16 protein-coding genes are annotated in these 17650 nt (G+C 58.0%); 4 read left to right on the top strand and 12 right to left on the bottom strand.

The genetic code is table 11. The features are described 5' to 3' along the window. Window positions 1–3 precede the first annotated feature (3 nt). The 12 genes from fabZ to rpsB form a co-directional block, all read right to left on the bottom strand. Window positions 4–465 (bottom strand): 3-hydroxyacyl-ACP dehydratase FabZ, encoded by a 462-nt coding sequence (gene fabZ, locus BN1115_RS16155; RefSeq protein WP_005338559.1) that lies wholly within the window; start codon window positions 463–465, stop codon window positions 4–6. Between the two features lie 24 nt (window positions 466–489). After that, window positions 490–1509 (bottom strand): UDP-3-O-(3-hydroxymyristoyl)glucosamine N-acyltransferase, encoded by a 1020-nt coding sequence (lpxD, locus tag BN1115_RS16150; RefSeq protein WP_042058499.1) that lies wholly within the window; start codon window positions 1507–1509, stop codon window positions 490–492. Between the two features lie 3 nt (window positions 1510–1512). Then, the gene (locus tag BN1115_RS16145; RefSeq protein ID WP_005338563.1) at window positions 1513–2025 is read right to left on the bottom strand and encodes an OmpH/Skp family outer membrane protein; all 513 of its coding nucleotides are present in this window, start codon (window positions 2023–2025) and stop codon (window positions 1513–1515) included. Between the two features lie 149 nt (window positions 2026–2174). Continuing rightward, window positions 2175–4709 (bottom strand): outer membrane protein assembly factor BamA, encoded by a 2535-nt coding sequence (bamA, locus tag BN1115_RS16140; RefSeq protein WP_042657953.1) that lies wholly within the window; start codon window positions 4707–4709, stop codon window positions 2175–2177. A 34-nt stretch (window positions 4710–4743) separates the two neighbouring features. Next, entirely contained in the window at window positions 4744–6096 is a 1353-nt protein-coding gene (gene rseP, locus BN1115_RS16135) for a sigma E protease regulator RseP (protein ID WP_042657952.1), read from the bottom strand. Next, window positions 6096–7292: a 1-deoxy-D-xylulose-5-phosphate reductoisomerase gene (gene ispC, locus BN1115_RS16130; protein WP_042657951.1), complete on the bottom strand. Its 1197-nt coding sequence runs from the start codon at window positions 7290–7292 to the stop codon at window positions 6096–6098. Before ispC ends, rseP begins: the two co-directional genes overlap by 1 nt. After that, window positions 7292–8149 carry a phosphatidate cytidylyltransferase gene (locus tag BN1115_RS16125; RefSeq protein ID WP_033137949.1) on the bottom strand — a complete coding sequence of 286 codons (858 nt, stop codon included), beginning with the start codon at window positions 8147–8149 and terminating at the stop codon, window positions 7292–7294. Before BN1115_RS16125 ends, ispC begins: the two co-directional genes overlap by 1 nt. 27 nt (window positions 8150–8176) lie before the next feature. Further along, window positions 8177–8953, bottom strand: coding sequence for a polyprenyl diphosphate synthase (gene uppS / locus BN1115_RS16120; RefSeq protein WP_005338574.1), 777 nt, complete (start codon window positions 8951–8953; stop codon window positions 8177–8179). A gap of 72 nt (window positions 8954–9025) precedes the next feature. Beyond that, the gene (gene frr, locus BN1115_RS16115; protein WP_033137948.1) at window positions 9026–9583 is read right to left on the bottom strand and encodes a ribosome recycling factor; all 558 of its coding nucleotides are present in this window, start codon (window positions 9581–9583) and stop codon (window positions 9026–9028) included. Between the two features lie 101 nt (window positions 9584–9684). Next, entirely contained in the window at window positions 9685–10419 is a 735-nt protein-coding gene (gene pyrH, locus BN1115_RS16110) for a UMP kinase (RefSeq protein ID WP_033137947.1), read from the bottom strand. 71 nt (window positions 10420–10490) lie between these two features. Beyond that, window positions 10491–11372: a translation elongation factor Ts gene (gene tsf, locus BN1115_RS16105; protein ID WP_042058435.1), complete on the bottom strand. Its 882-nt coding sequence runs from the start codon at window positions 11370–11372 to the stop codon at window positions 10491–10493. A gap of 104 nt (window positions 11373–11476) precedes the next feature. Continuing rightward, the gene (rpsB, locus tag BN1115_RS16100; RefSeq protein WP_042058433.1) at window positions 11477–12205 is read right to left on the bottom strand and encodes a 30S ribosomal protein S2; all 729 of its coding nucleotides are present in this window, start codon (window positions 12203–12205) and stop codon (window positions 11477–11479) included. Window positions 12206–12575: 370 nt separating this feature from the next. Here rpsB and map point away from each other — a divergent pair, with 370 nt between their 5' ends. From map to BN1115_RS16080, 4 genes are all read left to right on the top strand, one after another. Further along, window positions 12576–13364, top strand: coding sequence for a type I methionyl aminopeptidase (map, locus tag BN1115_RS16095; protein ID WP_042058431.1), 789 nt, complete (start codon window positions 12576–12578; stop codon window positions 13362–13364). Between the two features lie 86 nt (window positions 13365–13450). Continuing rightward, window positions 13451–16087 (top strand): bifunctional uridylyltransferase/uridylyl-removing protein GlnD, encoded by a 2637-nt coding sequence (gene glnD / locus BN1115_RS16090; RefSeq protein WP_042657950.1) that lies wholly within the window; start codon window positions 13451–13453, stop codon window positions 16085–16087. A 174-nt stretch (window positions 16088–16261) separates the two neighbouring features. Continuing rightward, window positions 16262–17089, top strand: a complete 828-nt coding sequence (gene dapD, locus BN1115_RS16085) for a 2,3,4,5-tetrahydropyridine-2,6-dicarboxylate N-succinyltransferase (RefSeq protein WP_005338581.1) — start codon at window positions 16262–16264, stop codon at window positions 17087–17089. Window positions 17090–17216: 127 nt separating this feature from the next. Next, window positions 17217–17600 (top strand): DUF3461 family protein, encoded by a 384-nt coding sequence (locus BN1115_RS16080; protein WP_042657949.1) that lies wholly within the window; start codon window positions 17217–17219, stop codon window positions 17598–17600. Window positions 17601–17650: the final 50 nt, after the last annotated feature.

Here is a 17650-nt window from a genome sequence, read left to right as displayed (position 1 = left end):
GTGTTAAACCTCGCGTTTGGCGCACATCAGCTCGGCGGTACAGACCACTTCACCGTCGACGGTAGCGACACCGGTGAACTTGGCAATACCGCGACGCTCTTTCAGGAACTCCACGTCAAGCACCAGCTGGTCACCGGGGCCGACCGGACGCTTGAAGCGAGCGTTGTCGATTGAGGCAAAATAATAGAGTTCGTTGGGAGACGGCTTGCCCACCATGGTAAAGGCCAGGATACCGGTGGCCTGCGCCATCGCTTCCAGGATCAGTACGCCCGGGAACACCGGCTTGGCCGGGAAGTGCCCCTGGAAGATTGGCTCGTTGAACGAGACGTTCTTGATGGCGCGCAGAGTTTTGCGCTCATCGCTGATCTCGTAGTCGTCCACACGATCCACCATCAGGAACGGATAACGGTGGGGCAGCAGATCCATGATTTCCTGGATGCCCAGGCTCTTCTTTTCAGTAGTCAAAACAGTACCCTATACCAATCGTGATTATTCTTGATCCAGCTTCTTCTCAAGCTTGCTTAACCGCTTGTGCATCTCGTCGATACGCATCACCCGGGCGGCGGTCTTGCGCCACTCTTTATTGGTTTGCAGAGGGATGCCGGAAGAGTAGACACCGGGCTCGGTAATGGGTCGCATCACCATGGCCATACCGGTAACGGTGGCCTGGTCGCAGATCTCCATATGCCCGTTAAAGACGGAAGCACCGCCAATGATACAGTATTTGCCGACCTTGAGACTACCAGCCATGACGGTGGAGCCCGCCACGGCGGTGCCGTAACCTATCTCCACGTTGTGGGCGATCTGGCACTGGTTGTCGATGATGACGTTGTCAGCGATGCGGGTATCTTCCAACGCACCGCGGTCAATGGTGGTACAGGCACCGATCTCGACCCGGTTGCCAATGGTCACACCGCCGAGCTGGGGGATCTTGATCCACTCACCACGCTCGTTGGCATAACCGAAACCATCGGCCCCGATCACTGTGCCTGATTGAACCAGACAGTCGGTGCCCATAGTCACATTGTGATAGAGGGTGACGTTGGCCCACAGCCGGGAGCGGGCTCCCAGCCGGGTATCTTTGCCAACAAAACAGCCCGGGCCAATGCGCACATCATCACCCAGCACGACGCCGGATTCGATCACTGCATTGGCACCGATGGCCACTCTCTCGCCCAGTTGCACGTCAGCCGCGATGACGGCGCTCGGATGGATATCCGTGGCCGGCTGCGGGGTAGTGTCCAGCAGTTGGGCTACCCGGGCAAAGCCCACATAAGGGTCTTTGAGCACCAGGGCATTGGTGGGACAAAATGGCAGATCCGCTTCTGTAATGAGCACGGCGGTCGCCTTGCTCTGCTCCAGATAGTGCCGGTACTTTTTGTTGGACAGGAAGGTAATATCCCCCTCACCGGCCTTTTCCAGTGTCGCTACCTTGCGGATTTCCAGGGTTCCGTCGCCATGGACCTGGGCCCCCAGTTGCTGGGCCAGCTGTGCGAGAGTGAATGCCATCAATTAGTTGCTCTTGCTTACCTGAGAAATAACCTGGCCGGAGATGTCCAGCTTGCTGGCGGCATACGGGGCGGCGTTGCGCTCCAGCACCAGATCGTAACCATTGCTCTTGGCGATGGAATCGATGGCTGCCTGTACCTTGGTCAGGATCTTGTTGCGCTCTTCGGACTGACGGCGACCGTTGTCCTGTTCAAACGCCTGACGCTTCTGGTTGAACTCCATCTGCAGCTTGGCCAGTTTCTCCTGGTTCTGCTTCTTCTGCTCGGCGCTCATGAAGGCTTCATCCTTGCGGAACTTCTCGACCAGCTTCTGGCCTTCCTGTTCCAGCTTCTGCAGCTCACGCATGCGCGGCTCGAATTCGCCTTTCAGCTTGGCTGCAACGGCTTCACGCTGGGGCAGCTTTTGGAAGACTTCGCCCATATCCACCACGGCGATCTTGGTCTCAGCGAAGGCAGAACCCATGCCGGCAGCCATCAGTGCAAAGCTCAAACCAGCTACTTTCAACGCTTTATTCACACTTACTCCTTGTTCCCTCATGGCGAGGGCTACCTGATTTACCCGATTATGCAAGCGGCGTTAGGACCGTCTTGTTACCTGGTGAGGCACGCATACCGCGCGTCCCATCATTGAGGACCCCCACAGCATGGGTGGGGGCGATACTCTGCTTAGAAAGTACGACCAATGTTGAAGGAGAAGAACTCGGTGCGATCCCCTTCGTATTTCTTGATTGGTTGTGCCAGGGCAAACACCAACGGGCCCATGGGCGAGAGCCACTGCAGGGAGATACCGGCAGAGACCCGGATATTGCCCGGGTTGGAGTAGTCCTGACTCATATAGTTGCAGTCAAACCCATCTGCACAAGGATATGCTCCATTGGCAAAATCGGTGCTCCAGACAGTACCCGCATCGACAAATGCCGTGGTACGGATCTGAGGACGATAGGTCTCGGAGACGAACGGGGTCGGGAACACCAGCTCCAGTGACGCAACCGCCAGCGCGTTACCACCTACCGAGGTATCTGACCCCTCATACAAACAACTACCTTCAGAGTTTTTCTTACATGTAGGACTTTCTGTCCCTGTCGGTTTGTTATAAACCGGATAGATCGCTTTTGGACCAATGGTATTGCTCTTGAAGCCACGCACCGTATCGAAACCACCGGCATAGTAGTTTTCGAAGAACGGCAGCATGGCGTCATCGCCATAGCCGTTACCGTAGGAGACGCGCCCCTTGCCGATCATCACCCAGCTGTGATCCGCATCAAGCGGGAAGTAGTGGGCATCTTCGGCGGAGAGCTTGTAGTACTGCAGCTCCATGCCAGGTACGGTCACCTTGGCGTTGACACGTTGGCGGTCACCCGCGGTCGGGAACATCCCCTTGTTCAGGGTGGAGCGGGTCCAGCCAGCGGTCACATCGACGGTCACGAAGTCGAGGTTGTCGCCATCCTGTGAATAGGCATTCCAGAACTGATCCATCTGCACCGACTGGCGGTTATCGTTCCACTGATCCCAGCAGTAGTCGTTCTCATCTACACCATCAGGACCAACACACTCGTTGTACTTAGTTGGGCTAAAAGTCGGACGACTCAGCTTGGTGCTCTCGACACCGGTACTGAAGTCGAGACGGTTGAACTCGTTGACCGGGAAGCCGCTGGAGAGACGGAAACCGATGGTTTCGTTCTCGTAATCGACGATATCGGCATCATCGGCGCGGAACTGGTTGTAGTAGACCCGACCACCCAGGCTGACACCATCCACGGTGAAGTAGGGATCGTTGTAACTCAGGTCAACGTTCTTGGAGTAGTCGTTGGTGCTGGCATTGATGGAGACCTTTTTGCCGGTTCCCATGAAGTTGTCCTGAGAGACCCCCGCCTGCAGGCTCAGACCTGACTCGGTACCGTAACCGATACCGGCGTTGATGGAGCCCGCAGGCTGCTCCTTGACCTTGAAGTCGAGGTCAACCAGATCATCGTTGCCCGGCACTCGCTTGGTATCCACTTCGACGCTCTCGAAGTAGCCAAGGCGGTTGAGACGGCTCTTGGACTGCTCGATGTTGTCGGAGGAGAGCCAGGTGCCTTCCATCTGACGCATCTCGCGACGCAGCACCTGATCTTCAGTGGTAGCGTTACCGTTGAAGTTGATGTTGCGCACATAGACACGGGGGCCCGGTTCCACGTTGACAATCAGCTCCACTTCCTTGGTCTTGTCATTGACCTGCGGGAAGGTGACCACTTTCGGGTAGGCGTAGCCGTAACGGCCGAGGAACTTGGAGAGCACCTCTTCGGTATGGGTCACCTGACTGGCGGAGTAGGTGCTGCCGGCGGCGATCGGGATCAACCCCTTCATCTCGCCACCGCGATCGATCAGGTCACCCTTGAGCTGGACGCCGGAGACCTTGTACTGCTCCCCTTCCTTGATGTTGAGGGTGACGTAGACGCCCTTCTTGTCGGGGGTCATGGAGACCTGGGTAGACTCCTGCTGGAAGCGGATATAGCCGCGATCCATGTAGTAGGAGCGCAGGGTCTCGATATCACCGGCCAGCTTCTGCTTCTGATAGCGCTGGTCGGCAGTGAAGTTCCACCAGGGCACTTCGTCGCGCAGGGAAAGCTGGGCAATCAGTTTGTCTTCCGGGAAGACGCTGTTGCCGACGATGTTGATCTGCTGGATCTTGGCCGCTTCCCCTTCCACGAAGGTGAACTTGAGGTCGACCCGGTTGCGCGGCAACGGGGTGACGATGGCCTTGACCTTGGCGGAGTATTTACCCACGCCATAGTAGAAATCTTCCAGCCCCTTCTCGAGGGAGGTGAGCACGGTGCGATCCAGCGGATCACCCACACGGATACCGGAGGACTCCAGACTCTGGGTCAGTTGCTCCTCCTTGATATCCTTGTTGCCGGCAAACTCGATGCTGGAGATGGTCGGACGCTCCTTGACCATCACCTGCAGCACCTGGCCGTCGCGGTAAACCTTCACATCCTCGAAGTTACCCGAGGCATAGAGCTTTTTGATGGCGCTGGCCAGAGCCACGGAATCGACGGTATCACCGACCCGGATCGGCAGGTTCAACAGTGCGGCACCCAGGGTCACCCGTTGCAGACCTTCGACCTGGATATCTTGCACCACAAAAGAGGCAGGGGCCGCCTGGGCCAGGAAACTGGCACCCAGCAGGCAACTCAACACCAATGCTTTTTTAACAGCCATTTTGTTCTTATGTGTCCTTGTTGATGCTCTGGCCTCAGAGGCGAGCGAAATCGTTAAACAGCGCAATGCCCATCAATAACATCAGAATGGCGGCGCCGATCCTGAAACCCACTTCCTGTATTTTCTCTGATACCGGCTTGCCGGTGACCGCTTCGATCAGGAAATAGACCAGATGGCCACCATCGAGCACCGGCAGGGGGAACAGATTGATAATCCCCAGGTTGACGCTGATCAGCGCCAGAAAACTCAAGAAATAGACCAGACCATAGTCGGCACTGCTGCCGGCGCCCTTGGCAATGGAGATGGGGCCACTGAGGTTATCCAGCGACACTATGCCAGCTACCAGCTTGCCAATCATGTCAAAGGTGAGCGTGATCAGGCTCCAGGTTTTGTCGGCCCCCTGCCACAGCGCCTGCAAAGGCCCATACTGTAACAGAATTCGATATTCATCCGGTAATGGAACCAGTTGCGGCGAGAGGCCGACAAATCCAACCAGCTTGCCCTGCACTTTGCGGCTATCAGGGGTCAGGGTCACGTTGAGATCACTGTTGTTGCGCTCGACCACCACTTGCAGGGGTTCGTCCGGTGCCTGCTGCACCAGTTCGACAAACTGGGTCCAGGCGGTAATTGGCTGATCTCCGACCTGCTTGATGCGGTCACCAACCTGCAGCCCCGCCTTTTCACTGGCACTCTTGGCCACCACGGCAGCCACGACTGGCAGCACTTTGCCACTCAGGGGGACGATCCCCAGACTGCCGATGGGCGACTCTTTATCCGGATCGAAGGTCCAGCCGGTCAGCGACAAGGTTTTGTCGGTGGCGTAGCTGGTATTGGGCGCCTGTACCTTAAGGGTGACAGCCTCATCACCCAGATGGCTGATAAGGGCGTAGGTGACGCTCTCCCAGTCGCCGGTCTGCTCATCGCCGACCCCGACAATCTCCATCCCCGGCAGCACACCCGCCTCGGCAACGATGGAGGCCGGACGCACTTCACCGATCACCGGCTTGACGCTCGGCACCCCGATGATAAACATCAGCCAGAGGGCAAACAGGGCAAACACGAAGTTCGCCATGGGGCCTGCGGCGACAATCGCCATCCGCGCCCAGACACTCTTGTGGTTGAAGGCATACTGCTCGTCACCGGGCTTGAGTTCATCGACCCGGCCATCGAGCATCTTGACGTAACCACCGAGGGGGATCAGCGCCAGCACATATTCGGTGCCATCCTTGCCCATCCGGCGCCAGATCGCCTTGCCAAAACCGATGGAGAAGCGCTCAACCTTGACGCCACAGCGACGGGCCACCCAGAAGTGACCAAACTCATGCACCGCGACCAGCAGGCCCAGCGCAACAACAAAGGCACCGATATTCCACAACACACCGCCCATCAGCCAAGCTCCTCAATCAAAGTGTGAGCACGGGCTCTTGCCGCACCGTCCAGGGCAAACAGATCATCGAGGGAGCCGACGGCGCTGCTCTCCAGCGCCAGCATCACAGCCTCGTTGATCCGGGCAATATCCATAAAGCCGATGCGCCCGGCCAGGAAGGCGGCAACCGCCTCCTCGTTGGCCGCATTGAGCGCAGTGGTCGCCGCTTGTCCCTTCTGGCAGGCATTGATGGCCAGCGCCAGACAGGGGTAGCGATCGTAATCAGGCCGGATAAAGCTGAACTCTCCGACACTGAAGAAATCCAAAGGTTCCACACTGGAGGGGATGCGATTGGGATAAGCCAGCGCATGGGCGATGGGGGTACACATATCCGGATTGCCAAGCTGAGCCAGCACGGAGCCATCCTTGTACTGCACCATGGAGTGGATCACCGACTGCGGGTGGATCACCACCTGGATCTGCTCGGGTGCGGCATTGAACAGCCAGCGCGCCTCGATGTACTCCAGCCCCTTGTTGATCATGGTGGCGGAGTCGACCGAAATCTTGGCCCCCATCGACCAGTTGGGATGCGCGATGGCCTGCGCCGGCGTCACCCTGGCCAGCTCGCTGATCTCGGTGTAACGGAACGGGCCGCCGGAGCCGGTCAGCAGAATCTTGCTAATCCCCGCCGCCGCCAGATCGCAAAAACCGGGCTGGCGCTGCACGGTGGTCGGCAGGCACTGGAAGATGGCATTGTGTTCGCTGTCGATGGGCAGCAGCTCGGCCCCGTGCTCGCGCACGGCCTCCATGAAGAAAGCCCCGGACATCACCAGCGCCTCCTTGTTGGCCAACAAAATGCGCTTGCCGGCACGTACCGCGGCCATGGTCGGGGCCAGACCTGCCGCACCGACGATGGCGGCCATCACGCTATGGGCATCGGGATGGGCGGCCACCTCGCACAGGGCGGCGGCACCAGACATGACCCGGGTCGCACTGCCGTGCGCCTTCAGACGGGCGGCCAGCTCACGGGCGGCCTCCTCATCGACCATCACGGCAAAACGGGGGGAGAATTCGAGGCAGTCCCGCAACATGGCATCCACGTTACGGGCGGCGGTCAACGCCAACACTTGCCAACTGCCCGGGTTATGGCGCAGCACTTTCAGGGTACTCTGACCGATGGAGCCGGAGGCCCCCAGAATAACCAGTGACTTGTGCATCAAAACTCCTGACTGAGTAGCAGATAACTGAGCAGAAACACCGGCAGGGCGGCGGTCAGGCTGTCGATCCGGTCGAGAATGCCGCCATGACCCGGCAGCAGGGTGCCGGAGTCCTTGATGCCCGCTTCGCGCTTGAACATGCTTTCGGTCAGATCACCGAGCACGGAGGCGAGCACCGCCAGCAGGGAGCAGAACAGCACGGTGATCATCTTGGCAGGCACAAATCCCATCGACCAGGTGACACCGATGGCCAGCAGGCTGGCGGTAAAGAGGCCGCCACACATCCCTTCGATGGTTTTGCCCGGACTGACGGCTGGCGCCAGCTTGTGTTTACCGAACGCCTTGCCGAAAAAATACGCGCCAGAATCTGCCGCCCAGACCAGTCCCATCACGAACAACAGGATCCAGGCCCCCATCATGGGGTCATGGTAAAAGTTGTAACCACGGATGGCGACCAGCGACCAGAAGAAGGGAACCAGGGTCACCAGACCAAACAGCGACTTGAGCCAGATGGACTCTTTCCACAGCTTGGCACTCTGGGGATAGCGCAGCACCAGCAGCAGACCCAGCAGCCACCAGCTGACCGCGGTCCAGAGCACGCCCATCACCAGGGGGTGCAGGTGAGGCGTCCAGAGTTGCTCCACCGGCAGCCAAAAGAGGCTGGCACCGAGCAACAGACAAAATACGATGGGCAACCATTGCTGCGGGGCAGCACAGACAAACCCACTCCATTCGCGACTGGCCAACAAAAATACCAGCGCAGCCAACAGGGCAAAAAATTTCAATGGCAGAAAGAAGAGCGCCCCCAACACCAGGGGGATCAACATCAAAGCAGTAATAATTCGTTGTTTTAGCAAAAGAAACCTCTCTCTTGGGAGCGGGGTTTAGCCGGTCTGCTGCTCGGCGATCAATTCCCGTATCTGTTCACCGGTGCAACCGAAGCGACGCTCGCGGGCAACGAAAGAGGCGACAGCCTCACTGAACTCGGCCTCGTTGAAATCGGGCCACAATACTGGGGTAAAATAGAGCTCGGCATAGGCGAGCTGCCATAACACAAAGTTGCTGATGCGATGATCACCACCGGTACGGATCAACAGGTCCACGGGTGGCAGATCGGCCATGCAAACTTCGCGGGTCAGCATGGACTCATCAATGTCGTCAGCGGCCAGTTCACCGGCCGCAACCGCTTTAGCCAGCTTGCGGGCCGCCTGGGCGATATCCCACTGGCCGCCATAGTTGGCCGCAATGTTCAGGGTCAACCCCTTGTTATTGGCGGTCAAGGCTTCCGCCTTGGCGATTTTGGCCTGCAACCGCTCACTAAAGCGAGCAGTATCGCCAATCACCTTGAGCCGGATCCCGTTGTTGTGCAGTTTCTGCACCTCACGACCCAGCACTGTGATGAACAGTTCCATCAAGGCACTGACCTCCCCTTCCGGGCGGCGCCAGTTCTCGCTGGAGAATGCAAACAGTGTCAATGCCTCGATCTTGGCACGCGCAGCAAAGGTAACGGCCTCGCGCACTGACTTGACGCCCGCCTTGTGGCCATAAACCCGCATCTTGCCTCGGTTCTGGGCCCAGCGACCGTTACCATCCATGATGATGGCGACGTGACGGGGTAAAGACGAGTTGGCACAATCACCCAACGCAGCCAAAAGCGACATGTAATTCTCCCACAAAGACAAAAGCGCCGTGCAGGGGCACTACACGGCGCTCGTAATATACCTTTCAGACGGTTAGATTTCCATTAGCTCCTTCTCCTTTACGGCAAGGGCCTCATCGACCAGCTTGACGTAGGAGTCGGTCAGCTTCTGGATCTCTTCCTGGGCACGACGGTCGTCATCCTCGGAGATCTCTTTGTCCTTCAGCAGTGCTTTCAGGTCGGCGTTGGCGTCACGACGGATGTTGCGCACGGCAACACGGGCGTTTTCCGCTTCGGCACGGACGATCTTGGTCAGATCGCGACGGCGCTCTTCGGTCAGCGGCGGCAGCGGCACGCGCAGGGTCTGGCCATTGCTGGACGGGTTCAGGCCCAGATCGGAGGTCAGGATCGCCTTCTCTACCGCCTGGATCATGGAGCGGTCAAAAATGGAGATGGAGAGGGTGCGAGCATCTTCTGCCACGACGTTGGCCAACTGTTTCAGCGGAGTGGCTGCACCGTAGTACTCAACCTGGATGCCGTCGAGCAGGCTCGGGTGAGCGCGGCCGGTACGGATCTTGGACATTTGGGTCTTGAGCGCTTCTACGCTCTTGCCCATACGGTCCTTGGCGTCGTTTTTAATCTCGTTGATCACAGTGGTTTTCCTTTTGGCGAACGAGCCGTTACACGGCCCGTGTCTATCTTATTTACTGACGTGATGGATAGGATAAGAGCGCCAGGTGGCTCACTTTTATCTTATTTACCAACGTGGTGGATCAGAGTGCCTTCCGGTTCACCCATGATGACCCGGCGCAGGGCGCCCGGTTTGTTCATGTTGAACACGCGGATCGGCAGATCATGGTCACGTGCCAGGGTAAAGGCAGCAAGATCCATCACCTTGAGCTCTTTTTCAAGAACTTCATCATAACTCAGTTCATGATACAGCACGGCATCCGGATTCTTGACCGGATCTTCGTTGTATACACCATCAACCTTGGTGGCTTTGAGCACCACGTCAGCTTCGATCTCGATCCCGCGCAGGCAAGCCGCAGAATCGGTAGTGAAGAAGGGGTTGCCGGTACCGGCAGAGAAGATAACGACTTTGCCAGCACGCAGCTGGCTGATTGCCTCGGCCCAGCTGTAGGAGTCGCAGACGCCTTGCAGGGAGATGGCAGACATCAGACGGGCATTCACATAAGCACGATGCAGGGCATCACGCATGGCCAGACCGTTCATCACGGTTGCCAGCATACCCATGTGGTCGCCCACCACGCGGTTCATGCCCGCTTTGGCAAGACCGGCACCACGGAACAGGTTGCCGCCACCGATGACCAGACCGACCTGAACACCCAACTCAACCAGTTCTTTGATCTCTTGGGCCATACGCTCCAGCACCGCCGGATCAATGCCGAAACCCTCGGATCCTTGCAGGGCTTCACCACTCAACTTCAGAAGAACACGTCTGTATGCAGGTTTGGGATTGGTACTCATGTCACTGATTCCTGGTCATATAAAGACCGCGACATAAGTCGCGGTCTGGGGAAACGGGAAAACCGGTTCGATTAGGCCTTTTGAGCGGCCGCGATTTGGGCTGCAACTTCAGCAGCGAAATCGGTCTCTTGCTTCTCGATGCCTTCGCCCACTTCGAAACGGGTGAAGGAGACAACGTCAGCGCCTTCTTTCTTCAGCAGCTCGGCAACGGTCATGGAAGGATCTTTCACGAACGGTTGACCAGTCAGGGAAACCTCACCGGTGAACTTCTTCATGCGGCCTTCAACCATCTTCTCGGCGATCTCTTTCGGCTTGCCGGAGTTGATGGCGATGTCGATCTGGATTTCGCGCTCTTTGGCAACGACATCAGCAGACACGTCTTCAGGCTTGACGAATTGCGGGCTGTTGGCTGCAACGTGCATGGCCAGATCTTTGGCCAGCTCGGCAGAACCACCGGTCAGCTTGGTGATAACACCAATGCGGGAACCGTGAACGTAGGTACCCAGGTTGTCACCTTCAACCAGCATCACGCGACGCAGGTTCATGTTCTCACCGATCTTGGCAATCAGGTTGGTGATGGTCAGCTCGACGGATTCGCCGTTACCGAAGTCAGCGGCTTTCAGCGCGTCAACGTCAGCAATTTTCTGGGTCGCAGCGATGTCAGCGATCTTCTGGCCCATTGCCATGAAGCTGGCATCTTTGGCGACGAAGTCGGTTTCGCTGTTCAGCTCGATCATGACGGCAACGTTGCCTTCGGTGCGAGCAAAGATAACGCCTTCAGCGGCGATACGGCCCGCTTTCTTGGCGGCTTTGGCCTGACCGGATTTGCGCATGTTCTCAATTGCCAGCTCGATATCACCAGCAGCTTCTTCCAGTGCTTTTTTGCAATCCATCATGCCAGCGGCAGTGCGCTCGCGCAGTTCTTTTACCAGGGCGGCAGTAACGTTAGCCATGTCCAGTATCCTCGGTCTTGAATTGACAAGAAACAGGGGCCACAAGGGCCCCTGCTAACCAATTACATCAGCTTGGTTAATAAGGGCTTTACAGTCCTTATCAATTACTCAGCTTCAACGAAGCCATCTTGTTCGGCTTGAACAACGATGTCCTGAGCGCGAGCTTCCAGTACGGTGTCAGCAGCAGCATTCAGGTACAGCTGTACGGCACGGATAGCGTCGTCGTTACCCGGGATGACATAGTCAACGCCGTCCGGGTTGGAGTTGGTATCAACGATGGAAACTACCGGGATACCCAGGTTGTTGGCTTCTTTGATAGCGATATGCTCGTGGTCGGCATCGACAACGAACAGAACGTCAGGCAGGCCGCCCATGTTCTTGATACCACCCAGGCTCTTCTCCAGCTTTTCCATTTCGCGAGTACGCATCAGCGCCTCTTTCTTGGTCAGCTTTTCGAAGGTACCGTCCTGGCTCTGGGTTTCCAGATCTTTCAGGCGCTTGATAGACTGACGAACGGTTTTCCAGTTAGTCAGCATACCGCCCAACCAGCGGTGGTTTACATAGAACTGGTCGCAACGCTCAGCGGCTTCTTTGACGGCTTCAGACGCGGCACGCTTGGTACCTACGAACAGTACCTTGCCTTTCTTGGCAGCTACGGAGCTGATGAAGTTCATGGCATCGTCAAACAACGGAACGGTTTTTTCCAGGTTGATGATGTGAACCTTGCTGCGGGCACCGAAGATGTAGGATTTCATTTTCGGGTTCCAGTAACGAGTCTGGTGACCGAAGTGAACGCCGGCTTGCAGCATGTCGCGCATAGAAACTTTAGCCATTTTATACCTCTGTATGGGGTTAGGCCTCCACACATCCCATATAACCGACCTGTTAAGGCACCCCGGTATATGTGTCGATGTGTGTGTGTTATTGATTAAGGGTGATGAAATGGTGGACGCAAGTTCCCCATTCCGGCGCGCTTTATACCATAACTTTGCTCAGGACACCACCGGCCGACACCCGAAACGGGTGTAAATATGGATCCCGCCAGAGGATGCTGCGACGCTGATTTGACGTTGTGATGACAATCACACTGGAAGTACGCGGGGGTTGCGGATAAAATTTTGCCCTGATTGCAAACGCATCTATTTTTCATTACCTGTCCTGTCTGCCATCGCAGGCCCAGCGGCAGGCCGCAAGAGAGATCCCATGTCCATTAAAATCAAGACACCGGAAGAGATTGAAAAGATGCGCGTTGCCGGCCAATTGGCCGCCGATGTGCTGGTCATGATTGCGCCCCATGTCAAAGCTGGCGTCACCACTGACGAACTGAACACCCTCTGCCACGACTATATGGTCAACGTACAACAGGCGGTTCCGGCTCCGCTCAACTACCACGGCTTCCCCAAATCCATCTGCACTTCGGTGAACGATGTGATCTGCCACGGTATCCCGAATCACAAGAAGCTGCGCGATGGCGACATCATCAACCTGGATATCACCGTCATCAAGGATGGCTACCACGGCGATACCTCGGCCATGTTCATCGTGGGGGAAACCACCCCGCTGCGCCGCCAGCTCTGCAAAGTGGCGCAAGAGAGCCTCTACGCCGCCATCAAGACTGTGCGTCCGGGTGCCTGCATCACCGAAATTGGCGCCGTGATCCAGCCCATCGTCGAGAAGGCCGGTTTCTCCGTGGTGCGTGACTACTGCGGTCACGGCATTGGGGCCGAGTTCCATGAAGAGCCGCAGATCCTCCACTACCGCAACAGCGGCAAGCAGGAGCTGAAAGCGGGCATGTGCTTCACCATCGAGCCCATGGTCAACAGCAAGAAGTATCACTGCAAGGTCAATCCGAAGGATGGCTGGACCGTGACAACCAAGGATGGCGGCGACTCCGCCCAGTGGGAGCACACCCTGCTGGTGACAGAGGATGGCTGCGAGGTGCTCACCCTGCGCCCCGATGACACTATCGACCGCTTCATCAAACACAGCTAACATCGAACCCCGGCCCTGAACCTCCAAAGCGCCGGGGTTTTTACTTTTGCTTCAGCCATTTGCCTGCCACTTGCGTGTGAGATGCCATGGACGCCAGCCTGCTTTCCCCTCATTTGTTACCCGATGATCAGCTCACCCGCGACAACTGCAAAGAGTACCTGAGCCGCTTTCTCGGCTGGCTGCACGCCCGTTTCGATGCCGGTGACAATATCATCGAGCTGGTCGCCACCCGCTCCGAGTACATGGATCAGCTGCTCTGCCGGCTGTGGCAGAAGTTTGGCTTCGACAGGAGCGCCCTGACCCTCATTGCGGTGGGGGGCTACGGCCGCGGCGAGCTGCACCCCCACTCCGATATCGACCTGCTGATCCTCTATGACGGCGACGAGCTGGACGAGGTGCTGGGGCTGCGGATCGGCGAGTTCATCACCCTGTTGTGGGATCTCAAGCTGGAGGTGGGTCAGGCGGTGCGCAACGTGGCCGAGTGCCTCGAACAGGGGCGCGCCGATATTACGGTGGCCACCAACCTCATCGAGGCGCGCTATATCACCGGTCGCAAAGAGGGTTTCCGGCAACTGAAAGAGGCCACCGGCCCCCAGCACTTCTGGCCGAGCGAAGCCTTCTTTCGCGCCAAACGGCAGGAGCAGGCGGAGCGCCATCAGCAGTTTCTCGGCACCGCCTACAAGCTGGAACCCGATCTCAAGAGCAATCCGGGTGGCCTGCGCGACATTCAAACCCTCGCCTGGGTCGCCCGTCGCCACTTCGGCGCCACCACCTTGTTCGAGATGACCAGCCACGGCTTTCTCAACCGCGCCGAGTATCGTGAGCTGCTCGACTGCCAGAATTTTCTCTGGAAGGTGCGTTTTGCCCTGCACATGGCCATCAACAAGGGGGATAACCGCCTGCTGTTCGATCGCCAGCGCACCGTGGCCCAGATGCTAGGGTTCGAGGGGGAAGGCAACACTCCGGTCGAGCAGATGATGAAGCGCTTCTACCAGACGGTGCGGCGGGTATCCGAACTCAACGAGATGCTGCTGCAGCTGTTTGACGAGGCTATTCTCGGCAACACCGCCATGGATGTGCGCCGCCTCTCCGACGAGTTCCAGCTCCGTGGCCGCCTCATCGATGCGGTGGATGCGGAGCTGTTTACCCGTGAACCGGCCGCCATCCTGCGCCTCTTCTATCAGATGGCCCAGCATCCCGAGATTGCGGGTATCCACTCGGCTACCCTGCGCCAGCTGCGCGAGGCGCGCCGTAAACTCAACTGCTGGCTGCAGGACTTGCCCGACTGCCGTCGCCTGTTTATGGCGCTGCTGCGCCACCCCAACGGCATCGGCCTGCCGCTCACCCTGATGCACAAGTACGGCATTCTGGCCGCCTATCTGCCCCAGTGGAACCTCATCGTCGGCCAGATGCAGTTCGACATGTTCCACGCCTACACGGTGGATGAGCACACCCACCGGCTGCTCAAGAACATTCACCAGTTCCCCAATCCGGCCAGTCGCCAGAGTCACCCGCTCTGCCACGAGGTGTTCACCCGGCTGCGCAAACCGGAGCTGCTCAGCATCGCCGCTCTGTTCCACGATATCGCCAAGGGGCGGCGTGGCGATCACTCGGAGCTCGGCGCCGTCGATGCGCTGGAGTTCTGCCAGCAGCACGGTCTGGATCGCTACGAAAGCCGACTGGTCGCCTGGCTGGTGCGCCACCATCTGCTGATGTCGGTCACCGCCCAGCGCCGCGATATCTACGACCCCGACGTGGTTACCGATTTTGCCCAGAAGGTGCGCGACGAGCAGCATCTCGACCTGCTCTACTGCCTTACCGTAGCCGATATCTGCGCCACCAACGATACCCTGTGGAACGACTGGAAGGGCACCTTGCTGCGGGAGCTCTACTTCGCGACCCAGAAGGCGCTGCGCCAGGGGCTGGAAAATCCGCCCGACATGCGGCTGCGCATTCGCGAAAACCAGCGTCAGGCCAAGCAGTTCATGGCGCAGCGCGATATATCGGAAGAGGCGATCAACCAGCTCTGGGCCGATTTCAAGGCAGATTACTTCCTGCGTCACAGCCCGGAGCAGATCGCCTGGCACTGCCGCCACATCATCGAACATGGCGACAATCCGGCGCCGCTGGTGATCATCGGCAAACACCCGACCCGCGGTGGCAGCGAGGTGTTTATCTACTGCCGCGATACCCCGAATCTGTTTGCGACCGTCGCCTCGGCGCTGGATCAGAAGAACCTCAACATCCACGACGCCCAGATCATGAACTCGCGCAGCAACTTCGTGCTCGATACCTTCGTGGTGCTGGAACCGAGCGGCGAACCCATCAGCCCCAACCGCACCGCCACCATCAAGAAGGCGCTGGAGAAGGCGCTGCAGGAGCCGGGCAAGCTGGTGCTGCGCAACAAGCCGCTGTCACGGCGCCACCGCCAGTTCAGCGTGCCGACCCGGGTGGTCTTCCTGCCCCATAAAGGGGAGAGTCGCCACACCCTGATGGAACTGACCGCCCTCGATACCCCCGGCCTGCTGGCCCGGATCGGCGCGGTATTCCAGCAGTGCGGGCTGTCGCTGCACGCCGCAAAAATCGCCACTTTCGGCGAGCGGGTCGAGGACTTTTTCAGCCTGACCAGCCTCGATGGCGAGCCATTGACCGCCGAGCAGCAACAGCAGCTGGAAGAGCGACTGGTGCACCAGCTCAACCCCCAGCACTCTGTGCTGGATTAAGCGAGACGTGTTTCGAAAGAGACTGATTGTCGGGCGCTTTTTGCCATGCCAAACAAATGGTTGGCACACACTGGGCGAAGAAATGGCCGCTGGCTGGAAGAATTCCGGTCAACCCCTTAAAAACAGTCGGAAAAGTGTGATACAACAAACAGAATTTTTTAAAGGAAACCTGTCATGACCGAGTTGCAACAGATCATTGAAGCGGCCTTCGAGCGCCGCGACACCATTACTCCGGGCTCCGTGGATAGCGCCACCAAGTCCGCCATCCTGCAAGCTATCGACCTGCTGGACTCCGGCAAGGCGCGGGTTGCCGAGAAGATCGCCGGTGAGTGGGTTGTCCATCAGTGGTTGAAGAAAGCGGTACTGCTCTACTTCCGCATCAACGACAACGGCATCATCAAGGGCGACGATGCCCAGTACTACGACAAGGTTCCCCTCAAGTTCTCCAACTACACCGCCGAGCAGTTCAAGGAAGCGGGAGTGCGCGTGGTGCCGCCGGCAACCGCCCGCAAAGGCTCCTTTATCGCCCCCAATACCGTGCTGATGCCCTCCTATGTCAACATCGGCGCCTTCGTTGATGAAGGGACCATGGTCGATACCTGGGCCACCGTCGGCTCTTGCGCCCAGATCGGTAAAAACGTCCACCTCTCCGGCGGCGTCGGCATCGGCGGCGTACTGGAGCCGCTGCAGGCCAACCCGACCATCATCGAAGACAACTGCTTTATCGGTGCCCGCTCCGAAGTGGTTGAAGGGGTGATCGTCGAGGAAGGTTCCGTCATCTCCATGGGCGTCTTCATCGGCCAGTCCACCCGCATCTATGACCGCGAAACCGGCGAGATCCACTACGGCCGCGTACCGGCTGGATCCGTGGTCGTCTCCGGCTCCCTGCCCTCCAAGTGCGGCAAATACAGCCTCTATGCGGCGGTGATCGTCAAGAAGGTCGATGCCAAGACCCGTGCCAAAGTCGGCATCAACGCCCTGCTGCGCTCCATCGACGAGTAATCAGCATTGCTGTGCTGAAAAGGGCGCCTGATGGCGCCCTTTTGATTTTGGCGCCCCTGTCACAGGCAAGCCATCAGGCATCGGTTAAGATAATCGGGACAGGATCGTTTCAAACCGAGGAAGCCCGATGTACGAGAATCTGAAGAGCCTGGGGATCCAGGATCCCGCCTCCGTCGACAGCTATACCCTGCGCCAGGAGGCCAACCACGACATCCTCAAGATCTACTTCAAGAAGCAGAAGGGCGAGTTCTTCGCCAAGAGTGTCAAATTCAAGTATCCCCGCCAGCGCAAGACCATGCTGGTCGACTCAGGTACCCATGAGTACAAGGATGTCACCGAGATCAACGCCAACCTCAAGTACGTGGTGGATGAGCTGGACAACCTGACCCAGGGCGTCCATGTCGAGATCGATCCGGATATCAAGCAGAAGATTCTGCGCGACCTGCGTCATCTGGAAAAAGTGGTGCAGAACAAGATCAGCGAAATCGAGCGGGATCTGGAGAAACTCTAACCCTACCCACTCGACAACAGAGCGCCCTGGTGGCTAATGCCAGTCAGTTA

Origin of the sequence: Aeromonas allosaccharophila, from assembly GCF_000819685.1 — a bacterium.
Taxonomy (GTDB): Bacteria; Pseudomonadota; Gammaproteobacteria; order Enterobacterales; family Aeromonadaceae; genus Aeromonas; species Aeromonas allosaccharophila.
Note: the sequence above shows the minus strand (reverse complement) of the source record. Positions and strands in the feature narration are given on the sequence as shown.

Coding starts and splice junctions, on each gene's coding strand:
- map (WP_042058431.1), top strand. CDS start 12,576: ATGTCCATTAAAATCAAGACACCGGAAGAGATTGAAAAGATGCGCGTT.
- lpxD (WP_042058499.1), bottom strand. CDS start 1,509: ATGGCATTCACTCTCGCACAGCTGGCCCAGCAACTGGGGGCCCAGGTC.
- bamA (WP_042657953.1), bottom strand. CDS start 4,709: ATGGCTGTTAAAAAAGCATTGGTGTTGAGTTGCCTGCTGGGTGCCAGT.
- tsf (WP_042058435.1), bottom strand. CDS start 11,372: ATGGCTAACGTTACTGCCGCCCTGGTAAAAGAACTGCGCGAGCGCACT.
- rpsB (WP_042058433.1), bottom strand. CDS start 12,205: ATGGCTAAAGTTTCTATGCGCGACATGCTGCAAGCCGGCGTTCACTTC.
- uppS (WP_005338574.1), bottom strand. CDS start 8,953: ATGTCGCTTTTGGCTGCGTTGGGTGATTGTGCCAACTCGTCTTTACCC.
- BN1115_RS16080 (WP_042657949.1), top strand. CDS start 17,217: ATGTACGAGAATCTGAAGAGCCTGGGGATCCAGGATCCCGCCTCCGTC.
- glnD (WP_042657950.1), top strand. CDS start 13,451: ATGGACGCCAGCCTGCTTTCCCCTCATTTGTTACCCGATGATCAGCTC.
- rseP (WP_042657952.1), bottom strand. CDS start 6,096: ATGGGCGGTGTGTTGTGGAATATCGGTGCCTTTGTTGTTGCGCTGGGC.
- dapD (WP_005338581.1), top strand. CDS start 16,262: ATGACCGAGTTGCAACAGATCATTGAAGCGGCCTTCGAGCGCCGCGAC.
- ispC (WP_042657951.1), bottom strand. CDS start 7,292: ATGCACAAGTCACTGGTTATTCTGGGGGCCTCCGGCTCCATCGGTCAG.
- pyrH (WP_033137947.1), bottom strand. CDS start 10,419: ATGAGTACCAATCCCAAACCTGCATACAGACGTGTTCTTCTGAAGTTG.